The organism is Cytobacillus sp. Hz8 (assembly GCF_042263505.1).
Lineage (GTDB): Bacteria > Bacillota > Bacilli > Bacillales > Cytobacillaceae > Bacillus_BE.
Window position 1 is genome coordinate 80,438 of sequence record NZ_JBHKFI010000009.1, and the last position, 13,392, is coordinate 93,829.

Annotated in this window: 11 protein-coding genes, 1 pseudogene and 1 other annotated feature; of the genes and pseudogenes, 9 read left to right on the forward strand and 3 right to left on the reverse strand. The window is 36.7% G+C overall.

The window, feature by feature from the left end; translation table 11 throughout:
• Window positions 1-77 precede the first annotated feature (77 nt).
• Window positions 78-1,796 carry an acetate--CoA ligase gene (acsA, locus tag ACE38V_RS12705; protein ID WP_375841612.1) on the forward strand — a complete coding sequence of 573 codons (1,719 nt, stop codon included), beginning with the start codon at window positions 78-80 and terminating at the stop codon, window positions 1,794-1,796.
• Window positions 1,797-2,006: 210 nt separating this feature from the next.
• On the opposite strand, the gene ACE38V_RS12710 is transcribed toward acsA, so the two are convergent.
• Entirely contained in the window at window positions 2,007-4,853 is a 2,847-nt protein-coding gene (locus ACE38V_RS12710) for a transglycosylase domain-containing protein (protein WP_375841613.1), read from the reverse strand.
• 145 nt (window positions 4,854-4,998) lie between these two features.
• Window positions 4,999-5,227, forward strand: a binding site (T-box leader).
• A 51-nt stretch (window positions 5,228-5,278) separates the two neighbouring features.
• Here ACE38V_RS12710 and tyrS point away from each other — a divergent pair.
• From tyrS to ACE38V_RS12725, 3 genes and pseudogenes are all read left to right on the forward strand, one after another.
• A pseudogene (gene tyrS / locus ACE38V_RS12715) lies at window positions 5,279-6,531 on the forward strand (tyrosine--tRNA ligase).
• Window positions 6,532-6,714: 183 nt separating this feature from the next.
• Window positions 6,715-7,248: an NfeD family membrane protein gene (locus ACE38V_RS12720; protein ID WP_375841614.1), complete on the forward strand. Its 534-nt coding sequence runs from the start codon at window positions 6,715-6,717 to the stop codon at window positions 7,246-7,248.
• Between the two features lie 12 nt (window positions 7,249-7,260).
• Window positions 7,261-8,781 (forward strand): flotillin lipid rafts scaffold protein FloT, encoded by a 1,521-nt coding sequence (locus ACE38V_RS12725; RefSeq protein WP_375841615.1) that lies wholly within the window; start codon window positions 7,261-7,263, stop codon window positions 8,779-8,781.
• Window positions 8,782-9,101: 320 nt separating this feature from the next.
• Here the strand turns inward: ACE38V_RS12725 and ACE38V_RS12730 are convergent, their stop codons facing one another.
• Both ACE38V_RS12730 and ACE38V_RS12735 read right to left on the reverse strand, forming a co-directional pair.
• A complete protein-coding gene (locus tag ACE38V_RS12730) occupies window positions 9,102-10,277 on the reverse strand; it encodes a tyrosine-type recombinase/integrase (RefSeq protein WP_375841616.1) in 1,176 nt (391 codons plus the stop codon).
• Window positions 10,278-10,365: 88 nt separating this feature from the next.
• Window positions 10,366-10,965: a helix-turn-helix domain-containing protein gene (locus ACE38V_RS12735; RefSeq protein WP_375841617.1), complete on the reverse strand. Its 600-nt coding sequence runs from the start codon at window positions 10,963-10,965 to the stop codon at window positions 10,366-10,368.
• A 152-nt stretch (window positions 10,966-11,117) separates the two neighbouring features.
• Here ACE38V_RS12735 and ACE38V_RS12740 point away from each other — a divergent pair, with 152 nt between their 5' ends.
• The 5 genes from ACE38V_RS12740 to ACE38V_RS12760 all read left to right on the forward strand — a co-directional run bounded on the left by ACE38V_RS12740 (window position 11,118) and on the right by ACE38V_RS12760 (window position 13,384).
• Complete coding sequence (locus ACE38V_RS12740) at window positions 11,118-11,321, forward strand: helix-turn-helix transcriptional regulator (RefSeq protein ID WP_375841618.1); 204 nt, start codon at window positions 11,118-11,120, stop codon at window positions 11,319-11,321.
• Between the two features lie 28 nt (window positions 11,322-11,349).
• Complete coding sequence (locus ACE38V_RS12745; RefSeq protein ID WP_375841619.1) at window positions 11,350-11,622, forward strand: hypothetical protein; 273 nt, start codon at window positions 11,350-11,352, stop codon at window positions 11,620-11,622.
• Between the two features lie 316 nt (window positions 11,623-11,938).
• Window positions 11,939-12,355, forward strand: a complete 417-nt coding sequence (locus tag ACE38V_RS12750) for a hypothetical protein (RefSeq protein ID WP_375841620.1) — start codon at window positions 11,939-11,941, stop codon at window positions 12,353-12,355.
• Window positions 12,356-12,370: 15 nt separating this feature from the next.
• Window positions 12,371-13,096, forward strand: a complete 726-nt coding sequence (locus tag ACE38V_RS12755; RefSeq protein WP_375841621.1) for a hypothetical protein — start codon at window positions 12,371-12,373, stop codon at window positions 13,094-13,096.
• A 30-nt stretch (window positions 13,097-13,126) separates the two neighbouring features.
• On the forward strand, window positions 13,127-13,384 hold the full coding sequence (locus tag ACE38V_RS12760; protein WP_375841622.1) for a hypothetical protein: 258 nt from the start codon (window positions 13,127-13,129) through the stop codon (window positions 13,382-13,384).
• Window positions 13,385-13,392 lie beyond the last annotated feature (8 nt).

A 13,392-nucleotide genomic window follows, 5' to 3' on the forward strand; every position in this document is an offset into this window, starting at 1 on the left:
AAGAATATTTAAAAAATTGAAAATATAGTTTATAATATTAAGAGTGAATACAACGTCAAAAAGGGGGATATGTGTATATGAAATTGGAAGCGCTACCAGTTGTTAAAGGGGATTACAACTTAGTTAACTATGAGGAAACGTATAAGAATCATGATTGGAAAGACACCGAGAAAAATTTCTCATGGCATAGCACAGGTCTAGTGAATTTGGCTTACGAAGCAATCGATCGCCACACGGAAACGTACAGAAAAAATAAGATTGCTTTATACTATCGTGATGATCATAGAAATGAAAAGTATACTTTTAAGGAAATGAAAGAGCTATCAAATAAAGCAGGAAATGTGCTGAAGGCATATGGAGACGTCGAAAAAGGGGATCGCGTTTTTATTTTTATGCCTAGATCACCTGAATTATATTTTACTGTACTTGGAGCAATCAAAATTGGAGCAATTGTTGGACCATTGTTTGAGGCTTTTATGGAGGGGGCGGTGCGAGATAGATTAGAGGATAGTGAGGCAAAGGTATTAGTAACAACCCCTGAGCTTCTTAATCGTGTTCCTTACAATGAATTGCCTGCCTTAAAGCGTATTTTTGTTATTGGAGAATCTATTGAAGAAGATGGAATTTTAATAGATTTTAATAGAAAATTTGCAGAAGCAAGTAAAGACCTGTCCATTGAATGGGTTGAACGTACTGATGGATTAATTCTTCATTATACATCGGGATCAACCGGAAAACCAAAGGGAGTCCTTCATGTTCATAATGCTATGATTCAGCATTATCAAACAGCAAAATGGGTTCTAGATTTGAAGGATGATGATGTATATTGGTGCACAGCAGATCCAGGCTGGGTAACGGGTACATCCTATGGTATCTTTGGTCCTTGGCTAACGGGAACTTCAAATGTTATTGTTGGTGGACGTTTCAGCCCTGATGTTTGGTATAAAATGATTGAAGATTTTGGTGTAACAGTTTGGTATAGTGCGCCAACAGCTTTTCGTATGCTAATGGGGGCGGGGGATGAAGTCATTAAAAAATATGATTTAAGCACTCTTCGCCATATATTAAGTGTTGGGGAACCTTTAAACCCAGAGGTTGTTCGCTGGGGAGTGAAGGTATTTAATAAACGAATTCATGATAATTGGTGGATGACAGAAACAGGTGCTCAGTTGATTTCCAATTATCCATGTATGGAAATTAAGCCAGGTTCAATGGGAAAACCGATTCCAGGAGTTCAAGCAGCTATTGTGGATGACCAGGGAAATGAATTGCCACCATATCGCATGGGGAATCTTGCAATCAAAAAGGGTTGGCCATCTATGATGTATACAATTTGGAATAACCCGCAAAAATACGAATCTTACTTCTTGCCAGGGGATTGGTATGTATCCGGCGACTCAGCTTATATGGATGAGAATGGATATTTCTGGTTCCAAGGAAGAATTGATGACGTAATTATGACCTCTGGTGAACGTGTAGGTCCGTTTGAGGTGGAAAGTAAGCTTGTCGAACATCCAGCTATTGCTGAGGCAGGGGTCATCGGAAAACCAGATCCGGTGCGTGGCGAAATTATTAAAGCTTTTGTTGCATTACGTGAAGGCTTTGAGCCAACTGATGAATTAAAAGAGGAAATTCGTAATTTTGTTAAGAAAGGTCTTGCGGCACATGCTGCTCCACGTGAAATTGATTTCCGTGAAAAGCTGCCAAAAACAAGAAGTGGGAAAATTATGCGCCGTGTTCTAAAGGCATGGGAGTTGGATTTACCAACAGGTGATTTATCAACGATGGAAGACTAATAGCAATCATTCAAAAAGTGCCCAAAAGTTAAGCTTTTGGGCACTTTTTTAGTTATTTAATACATAATCGAGATGCAATTTATCAAAGATTCAATGCAATTCATCCTTTTTGCCAAATTGTTTTGGTAGCTGAAAGTAAAAAAGCGGGTTCCAAAATATCGTATATAACGATTTTTTGGAACCGGCTTAAATTTGTTTATCAGACTTCCATTAATTTTCGTCTTGTTTAGATTCATCTTTACTTGGATTCGACTCATTTTGATTCTTGCTTGGAGTCTTACCGGAGGTTGGTTTTTTCTCTGGTGTTTGATTCTTGTTTGTTACTTGTGTTTTACCAACTTGGACGATTCTTGATGGAGCTGATTCATTTCCAGCAATATCTACTGCGGTCACATAATAGCTTCCATTACCTACATGATAGCGAAGAGACGAGCCAGCTTTAATACTTGTCACCTTTTTCGTCCCACCACTGGCAGAATAAACATGATAACCAATAATATCACTCTCAGAATTCTTTGACCAGGATATCGTATTTCCAGATACTGCAACATTTACGGCCGATGGCGTCTTGCCATTTTCATTTAATTTGTCACCAGCTATTAGCATATTGGACCAGTTTCCGTCTTTTGGGAGATATTGATTAATATTTATATTACTACCTAATAATTTCTTAATATAATCTGGATTCAACATAATACCAGTTTCTACAAATTCACTTGGGGTAGAATCTAGTGCTAAATATTTTTTGCCGCCAATGATGACATATTTTCCTTCCCCAAAGCCTCCATCTTCCCCTTGTGAAGGCGGGAATTTAGCATTAAACAAGTCCGTCGTGACTAATCCTGCTTTGGCGCAGGCATCTGTTGGTGTTTGCCCTGTTAAACCACAAATCGATCTGCGAACAATTCCGCCCGGCATCTTAAACGTTTCTTGTGGATCGACAAGGTTTGGAGCAACGTCATAAGCAGCATTCATTAAGTCTGCCCATAAATAGATATTCCGAACCCCATAAGTTAGTCCTTTATAGTATTGCTCTAATGGGGAAGGCGTATCATATCCTGTCCAGACTCCAAATGATACATTAGGGTTGACAGCAACAAACCAGGAATCTTTATAATCTTGTCCGGTACCTGTTTTTCCAGCCCAATCAGACGAGAATTTTAGTCGTCCATTTAAGGATGCTGCTGTTCCACTACTGATAACATCACGCATCATATCCAGTGTTAAATACGCTGTTTGCGGACTAAAGACATTGACCTTTTTCACTTTATGTTTATAGATGGTTTTTCCTGATTTATCAACAATTTTGTCAATTAAATAGGCGTCGATAAATTGTCCTGCATTTGCAAATGTTCCAAATGCATTTACATTTTCCTCTACTGTTACCCCATTGGTTAAGCCACCAAGTGCTAAAGAACGAGTCGTGTAGTCTGCTTCTGTTAGGGAAGTGAATCCCATTTTTTTCAAATATTCTGCAGGACGCTGATTTAGAATATCAACATATGCCTTCACAGCAGGAACATTGTATGACTTTGCCAGTGCTTCCCTTGCCGTTACTAACCCATGATAGCCACCGCCATAGTTATGTGGCCAAGGCGCGCTGCTAGCTGGGTTTAAGCTAAGTGGGATATCCGGTAAAATGGAGCCTGGTGAAAGCTTTCCAAATTCAAATGAAGGGCCATAGACTAGTAAAGGCTTCATTGTAGAGCCATTTGACCTTTTGGCACTCATCGCATGGTTGAGCTGCTCACGATCAAAATCTCTACCACCGACAAAGCTGAGAATCTTTCCTGTTTTGTTTTCAATTAGAATAGCGCCGGTTTCAACAGGTTCTTTCACCACTTTTTCTTTTCCGGTTTCCGGATCTTTTATAGTACGAGAAATATCACTTCCGTAATATGGATAATTATCTTTCACCTTTTGCATCTGATCGTAGATTTTTTTATTAATCGTTGAATGAATCTCATATCCATTTTGACGAAGATTGCGATCGGCTAAGGTTGAATATTCTTCATATAAATCGTCATCATTTTTTAAATCTTCTTCTTCATAACCATCTTTTTTTGCTAGAATGGTTGTTAATATGTCAACTGCCTGTTTTTCGATTTCCGCTGTGAGCCAAGGATATTTTACTTGTGGGGTATTACTAGGGTTAATGAAATCCTTTGTTATGTCGTAGCTAACAGCCTTTTGGTAGTCATTCTCGTTGATATATCCATTATCTAGCATTCTTTTTAATACGGTTTTCATTCTAGATAAGCCAGGTTCGAGATTATTCTTTAATTTCCCTTCATTTGTATATGGAGTATAACCGAAGGGACTCTGCGGCAGCCCGGCGATGAAGGCGGATTGTGGTAGTGTAAGCTTACTAGCATCAACACCAAAAATGCCCTTTGCAGCAGATTGTACTCCAGCAATATTTCTTCCCGACGAGTTTCGCCCAAATGTCGAAACATTTAAATATGCCTCTAAGATTTCGTTTTTATCAAAGAATCTTTCTAATCGTAAAGCTAATAAAATTTCCTTTGCTTTTCTTTCAAATGATACTTCATTTGTTAAAATTTGATTTTTAATGAGCTGCTGTGTTAAGGTGCTCCCGCCAGATTGGACCGATGAATTACTAACCTCTTGAAAGAGGGCACGGAAAATTGCCTTCGGAACAACCCCATTATGCTGGTAAAAGTATTCATCCTCCGTTGCGACGACAGCATCTTTTAAATAACTCGACACTTTGTCAATCTTCACTTCTTCACGGTCTAAATCAGTGCGCAGGTTTCCTAAATACACATTATTGGAAAAGTATAATTTTGAGGTTTCTTCATAGTTGTATATATCCTTTTTCATACTTTCGTAGGAGCGAATGGGTTCTTTTTTTACAAGAGAGGCAAAATAGCCTGCCCCAACTCCTCCAGCGAAGGCACCGCCGATTAAAATAACAATTAAGAAAATGAGGACTAAATTCCAAATCACTTGAATAGAAATATTGGCTCTTTTAATTGTTTTTTTATTTGTGAGAGTCGACTTAATTTTATCAATCCAATTTGACTTTTCTTTCATTCATATCAAACCCCCTAAAATCTTATCTATTATAGCATAATCAAACATAAAGTAAGACTTACATTCAAGATTTCTTGAATTTTCTAAGTAGATATTTGACAGATAAAGGCAATTATGGTAAAAATAATTTTAACAATTTGAATACCATTTGGCTATGATGGGAAACCAGTAGTCCTTCTATCCTTGTTTAAGAAAGCTGACGGGCGCTGTAAGTCAGTACATATAGAAGAATGAATTACCTCCCTGAGCTTTCACTCGCGAATCTGTTGATCAGTAGTAGCGGTGTACGGTTGAACCGTTATCGTTTTTTTAAGTGGAGGATTTTGTTTCCTCAAGTTGGGTGGTACCGCGATTTTTAAATAATCGTCCCTTCGATTTAATTCGAAGGGCTTTTTTATTTGGAAAAAATTGAAGGAGGATACATCATGAATTTATTAGAAGACTTACAGTGGCGTGGGATTTTATATCAGCAAACCGATGAAGAAGGATTAAAGGAATTATTAGCTAAAGAGAAATTTTCTTTATATTGTGGTATGGATCCAACTGGTGATAGTATGCATATTGGTCATCTATTGCCATTTCTAACTTTAAAGAGATTTCAAAATGCAGGGCATCGTCCGATTGTACTTGTGGGTGGAGCCACTGGTTTAATTGGTGATCCGAAGGCCACGGAAGAAAGAACTCTTCAAACGATTGAAACAGTCCAAAAAAATGTTGAATGTTTAACCAAACAGTTAAAAACTATATTTGATTTTGAGGGTGAAAACGGGGCTGCTTTAGTGAATAACTATGATTGGACCTCGCAAATGAATATGATTACTTTCCTAAGAGATTATGGAAAGCATATTGGGATTAACTATATGCTGGCAAAGGATACGATCGCGACTCGGTTAGAAACGGGAATTTCTTTTACTGAGTTTACTTACACTATCATGCAAGGAATGGATTTCAAACATTTATTTGAGAAGTATGGTTGTCGTTTGCAGATAGGCGGAAGTGACCAGTGGGGAAATATTACAACAGGACTTGAGTTAATTCGCAAAATGATTCCAGACGCTTCAAAGGCATTTGGACTTACGATTCCTTTAGTTACGCAGACGGAACTAAATTTGGAAAGACAGAAAGTGGAGCTGTTTGGTTAGATCCAGAAAAGACTTCTCCATATGAATTCTATCAATTTTGGATTAATACAGCTGATGCAGATGTCATCAAGTATTTAAAATACTTTACTTTCTTATCCAAGGAGGAAATCGAAGCTTTAGAGGTAGCAGTGAAAGAAGAAGCCCATTTGAGAAAAGCACAGAAGGCGCTCGCTGAAGAAATGACGAAGATGATCCATGGTGAAAATGCACTAGCCCAAGCCATTAAAATATCAACTGCTCTCTTTAGTGGAGATGTGAAAAATTTAACGGCAGCGGAAATTAAGCAAGGCTTTAAAGATGTACCTTCCTATGAGCATGTATCAGGCGAGGAGATTGGAATTGTTGATTTGCTAGTGGCAGCTAAAATATCTCCATCCAAACGCCAAGCCCGTGAGGATGTCACGAATGGAGCGGTTTCTGTGAATGGTGAGCGCATCATGGAACTGGAATATGTTATTAACAGCAAAGATCGAGTCGAAGATCAATTTACGATTATTCGACGCGGAAAGAAGAAGTACTTCTTAATTAAGTATTAAATAAAGAATATTGATTATTTATCAAGGCAGGCCAAGTTAAAAGGTCTGCTGTTTTTTTGGCTGAATTCAAGATTTTTAATGCTTATGTCAATAAATGAATCCTTTTCTATTTTTCCACGTATTAGAAATTAGGAAATTAAGGAATATTTTGGATAGAAAAGTCTGGATAGGAGGTGAGATATATTGTTTCAAACATCAATCGAAATATTTTATTTTTCCGTTCTTGTGATTTCAGGAATCATAACCCTACTATATGTCTTATTTGGGGATATTTTAGGTGGAGCTTTAGAGGTTGCTGGATTTTTAAATCCAACATTAATCCTTGCTTTTATTATTTTTTTCTCTGCCATTGCCTATGGTTTCGAATTTCTGACAGCTTTATCACACGTTCTAATAATCGGAATAAGTGTGGTAGTGGCCTTTATTCTAGATGCTATTTTGAATATGTTTGTCCTAATTCCTCTTTCGTCGGCTCAAGAGTCACTTGTATACACAACTGATTCATTGAAGGGGAGAATTGGGAGGGTAATTATTCCCATACCTAGTGACGGCTTTGGTGAGGTAGTCCTCCACAATAAGAGTGGAACGATTTCAAAACCGGCGGCAAGCTTTCGCCATACAGCCATTCAAGAAGGGGAAAAGGTTTTAATTATTGAAGTGCGCGATGGGGTTCTTTACGTAAGTTCATATGAGTATTCAGAAGAAATATTATATTGAGGAGGAAATTGGATGTTGCCAATTTTGATTGTAGGTGGAATAGTCGCGGTATTATTAATTGCTCTTATTGCTGTTTTTGTAAGCAAATATCGTACGGCAGGGCCAGATGAAGCTTTAATCGTTACGGGAAGCTATTTAGGAAGTAAAAATGTCCATGTTGATGAATCTGGGAATCGCATCAAAATTATTCGTGGTGGCGGTGCCTTTATATTTCCAGTTTTTCAACAAGCGGAGCCATTAAGCCTTTTATCTAGTAAGCTCGAAGTAACAACACCTGAAGTTTATACAGAACAAGGTGTTCCTGTTATGGCCGATGGAACAGCTATTATTAAAATCGGTGGTTCGATTGAAGAAATTGCAACTGCTGCAGAACAATTCCTAGGAAAAAGAAAAGAGGATCGGGAAAATGAGGCCAGAGAGGTGCTTGAAGGGCATTTAAGATCTATTTTGGGCTCGATGACCGTAGAAGAGATATATAAGAATCGTGATAAATTCTCTCAAGAAGTTCAGCGTGTTGCATCGCAAGATTTAGCGAAAATGGGTTTAACCATCGTTTCATTTACTATTAAAGATGTGCGTGATAAGAATGGCTATCTAGATTCGTTGGGAAAGCCGAGAATCGCACAGGTGAAAAGGGATGCCGATATTGCGACGGCTGAAGCAGAAAAGGAAACGCGGATTAAAAAGGCTGAAGCTAGTAAGGAAGCAAAAAAAGCAGAGCTTGAGCGGGCGACAGAGATTGCTGAGGCAGAGAAAGTGAACCAAATGAAGATGGCTGAATATCGGCGAGAACAGGATATTGCGAAAGCACGTGCAGACCAAGCTTATGATTTAGAAACAGCGAGAGCCAAGCAAGAGGTAACGGAGCAAGAAATGCAAATTAAAATTATCGAACGCCAAAAGCAGATCGAACTCGAAGAAAAAGAAATCTTGCGCCGGGAAAAGCAATATGATTCTGAAGTAAAAAAGAAGGCTGATGCTGATCGCTATGCATTGGAACAGTCTGCTGCTGCTAATAAAGCAAAGGAAATGGCGGAGGCCGATGCCAATAAATATCGGGTTGAAGCTATGGCGAAAGCTGAGGCTGAGAAGGTTAGAATGGATGGGGTGGCAAAAGCAGAGGCAGAACGGGCCAAAGGGGAAACTGATGCAGAGGTCATCCGTCTGAAGGGCCTTGCTGAGGCGGAAGCTAAACGAAAAATCGCAGAAGCATTCGAACAATTTGGTCAGGCTGCTGTACTTGATATGATTGTGAGAATGCTCCCACAATATGCAAAAGAGGTGACGAGTCCGCTTTCGAATATTGATAAGATTACCGTGGTGGACACAGGTGGGAATGGAAGCCAAGCCGGTGCCAATAAGGTTACAGGGTATGCTACGAGCTTAATGTCTTCCTTGCAAGAGTCATTAAAGGCATCTTCTGGCATTGATGTGAAGGGATTATTAGAGAGTTTTTCAGGGAAAGGAAATGCTTATCCATTGTTGAATCAAGAACTAGCAGAAAGTAAAAAAAAGGAAGTAGTTAAGAATTAAATTAAAAGACTGTGTTCTTAATGTTAATTGTTTATTGATATAAAAAATTAGAGGGTATTACTTAGTAATCTGAATTTCCGTAGACTGGCTGTGAGAAAGCAAGAAAGGCGAAAAATTGCCATATTTGGCATGGATTTATATTGTTTAAGTTCTTACTCATTATTCTTTAAATTAGAAAATAATAAAAAGGCCCTAAATACATTGAAATAACAACGTTTTTAGGACCTTTTTTCTTACTCTTTACAAAGTAATTTAATTAACGAGAATAGAACTCAATAGCACTTAAAACCCTCTTATTATCAAGGATTGAAGGGGGTAATCTAAAAACCTCCCCCAAAACCTCCACCAGTTGCCTTTAAACTCTCACTAAAAGCTATTACTGATTCTTCTTCTAATTCCTTAAATGAGTGGCCATAAATATCAAAAATCATTTGCGGTGTATTTCCTAAACGATCTGCAATTACTTTTACTGGAATCCTTTGTCCGATTAGTAAGGTTGCATGTGTATGTCTCAATCCATGTGGTGTAATCCTTTTTAAACCGGTCTTTTTTAGAATACGTCGAAAGCTATACAATAATGCTCCATCAGTAATAGGTGTTCCTGATTGATAAGAGATAAAGACAAAATCATCATCTTTAAGATACAAACCAAAGGAAAGCTTTGTTTTCTTGCACCATGTTTGGTATATTTTTAATTGATTAACGAGCGTATCATCAATTAAAATAGTCCGATAGCTATTTTTGGTTTTTGGTGTGCGCTCTCCTTTATTATCGCGCGTACGTTCTACAGTTAAAGTTCTATCCTGAAAGTTAATATTCTTCCACTTTAACCCTAATGCTTCCCCTCTTCTTAATCCGGTAAATGCTAACAGTAATATTAAGGTGTAGTTTGTAATGTTTTCACACTTTTTTGCTGCATCCAAAAATAGATTTAATTCCTCGGCAGTGAAAAAGTTTTCAATAACTTTTTCTTCTTTTGGTATTGAAATTTTGTTAAAACGATTTCTCGGAATGATCTCGTCATCTACAGCGGCGTTAATAGCAATTTTGAATAGCCGGTGAAACAATTGAACGGTACTAGGCTCATAAGTCTTTAATAGCTTATTAATATAAACTCGCTTGTATGTGGATTTATCCAATTCAGCTAACTTATATTTACCTAATAATGGCTTCATTTGATATTTAATTGCATTTTTACGCTGCAATTGAGAAGAAATTTTCCATTCGTTTTTGTGTGTTTCAAACCAAACATCAAGCCATTCGGATACAGTAAGATTTGATGATTCAACTTGTTTTACTTCTCCATTTAGGATACTTGCCTTTACTTTCAGAAGGTCCCTGTAAGCTTCATTTTCATTTTTATATCCTTGCTTATACTTCTCTTTTCTATTTCCAAAAACATCATAATAGCGGTGCCTGTAGCACCACATTTTTTCACCCTTAGCATTGACATAATAGTATAATTCAGGATCCTTTTTTGTTTTATATAGTTTCATTCATATCTTCCCTTTCGTGCGTGGGCATACACTATTTTGGGGGATAGATACTATTTAATTGGCAACACCTCCTTAAATGAATAAGGCCTCATCTATTTGAAAATAAAGCGTCTAAATATGATCTAATAAGTTGCTTATCTTGTTCGGTTACTTGGTGTCCGTTATAAGTAACACCTTTTTTGGATAGAAGTGCTCTTATATCTTTATGTAAATTAAATTTTTTTGAAATCTCCTTTAAATCCTTAATGAGATCATATATAAATTCAGAATCATACCTAGCGTTTGTAGCAAGTGTTTTTAACCAATCTGGTGTTAATTTTTCGTCTATATCTAATATATTATTATGTTTTTCCTCTAGTTTTTTAATATCGTCTTTAAGAAAATCGAAGAATGTATTATCAATACACATTTCTTCTAAAACATCTTCAATTTCTTTTAAGAAGTATTTCTGAGCCTCTGCATTTACAATATCAAGGTTGTCCAATTTTGTAGATCTGTAAAGCAAATCATCATATCTAACTCCATATGCATTAGCTAGTTTTAGAAGTGTTTCCTTTGATGGATCTGTCTTTTTACCCAGTTCTAAGTCTCTAATATAAGTATGACTTACATCGGATTTTTTTGATGCTTCACGCAATGACATTTTCCCTCGTAGTTCCTCAAGGTATTTGCCGAAACCATTTTCCATGGAGTATACCATCTCCTTATTTCTATCTTTAACCACATTGTAAACTATAAGAGAACAAAAATAAAGAAATCTGTAATTTATTAGTTGACATATTTTTTTTTTAGGTTTATTATGATTTTGTAAGCTAATAGATAACAAAAAGAGGTGATGAAATGGACAACATCGTAAAGTATTTGAGAAGAAGTCAAAATTTTGATATGACCCAAGAGGAATTGGCTAAAGAAGTAGGAGTCTCTAAAGCCACCATTTCCTCTATTGAAAATGGTGCTGATACCTCTGCAAGGGTCATGCTGAAAATCGCTAATGTATTTGATAAAGATCCAAGGGATATTTTTTTTGTTGATTCTGTAAGCTAATAGATTACAGCAGAAGGAGGTTACATCAATGCCATTAGCAGAAATAAATGTTGACATTAACCAGGAGGAAATTAAAAAGCACATCAATGAAAAAATAGACCAGGTCTTTCACCAAACTCTATTTTTTTGGGATATCAACAGAATGTCACAACTAACTAGCATGTCGAAATCGTTCTTAGAGCAAGAAATTCTAAACGATCCAAGAATGAAGCTCCTAGAAAGGCGAAAAATGAAGGGGAAAAGATTGTGGCCAGTGGAGGAAAGCTTACAGGTTATTAAAAGTATTATGGATGAATGGTGATTGTCGCTTAAATCTTAAGATTAGAATCTATGAAATTAAAAAATAAGTGTGGGCATACACGATTTTTTTTAAGAAGAGGAATGATCTGAAAATGAACAAAGTACCTGAATTTATCAATGACATCTGCCCAAGTTGTAACCCTCGTAATTACACAAAGACAAAGGCTAGATTCATAGGTGAAGAAGAAAATTGTGGGGAACATAAAGAATATCTTTATCAGTGTGTGGAATGCGGGGCTAGGTTGTGGGTTGATGAACAGTGGGCAATGGCAAATAAAGTATGAGGAAAATCACTCCTTTGAAAGGTGATGTGTAAGTTGGAAGATGAATTCTTAACTGGGTATCTAACGATTGATCCAGGGGTTGAAATGGTTTGGTTAATGCACAAAGTCCACGGCCGTTATTCCAGTTTGGAACTTGCAGAAGGTGATCGCATAGAAGTAAATGACGGTAATGGTTATAAAGAAGTTGATTTTCTTGAGGTACTTGACTCATTCCTTTCTGACTCAAGGGAAAAGGCTTTCCGCTTAATTTCAAGACAAAGTATTGGTGGCGCTACATATGAAGGTGTTAAAGCTAGGGTGAAAATAAACCCTCGTGCAACCAAGCGGATTAAACAAAACCACCAAAGAAGAATCTTTAATTACTTGTTTTACTCAGTAAGGGAAAGAGTAATATCTCAAGATGAAGCAATGGATATTTTCTTCAAATCGGATATTGATAAGGATGATTAAAAGTTGGTGAGGTGAATGCAAGGGTGGATAAAGCTCCATAGAAAGATAAGAGCAAATCCGATATTTAATGATCATAAACTATTGAGGCTTTGGTTGATTTGCCTTACAGAAGCATCACATAAGGAAAGAGATCAAATTGTAGAACGGAAAACTGTTCATTTGATGCCTGGTCAGTTTATAACAGGACGATTTGCAATTTTCGATATGTACAACAATGGATTAAAACCGGTCGATCGTATTAAAGAACCTAAGACAGTTTATAGGTGGCTAGAAAAATTAGAAATGACCGGGTATTTGACCATCAAAAAAACAACAAAATACAGCGTGGTAACAATAAATAATTGGTCTTTGTATCAAAATTCTGACCACCAAGATTCCTATAAAAGACCATCATTTGAACCAACAATTGACCACAAACAAGAAAGTAAAGAAGTAAAGAATGAAAAAGAAAAAAGATACATGGATTTATCAATCCATGGCGATGATTTTTTAAATATTTATCTCTATTACTTTAATCAGAAGTTTCAGAGGCAGCATATGAAAGTTTCAAAGGAAAATCATGAATTAATTCAAAATCAACTAGATAGCTTTAGAAAAATAGTTGATATTGAGGAATTTGAAGAGATTGTCCAATATCACTTTGAGTATCTACCAGCTAATAATGATGGGAATGTACTGCCGTTTCTTATAGCTTTCCCAAGGTATTTAGAACAGCTACAGTCAGATGGATATTATGATTAGTAGCAAAGCATAAATTTAGGGGGAATAATTATGGATCAAAAAAAGATAAATCAAATTTGTGGAGAATTGGACAGGCTGAATGAATTAGGCAAGATTAAAGCCAATTTACGAGAACTAGCAAGCGTCTTACTTGGAGATAAAGTTATTTCTAACGAGGAAGTAGCATTTGATTTATTAACCAATATCGAATCTCTAAACAAGATTGAGGGAGATATGAATAAAGCTCATTTAAATAATGGTTTCAGAATGCTTGCTGAATACTGTGATTCTATTAGCACAAATAAATAAAAAAATCC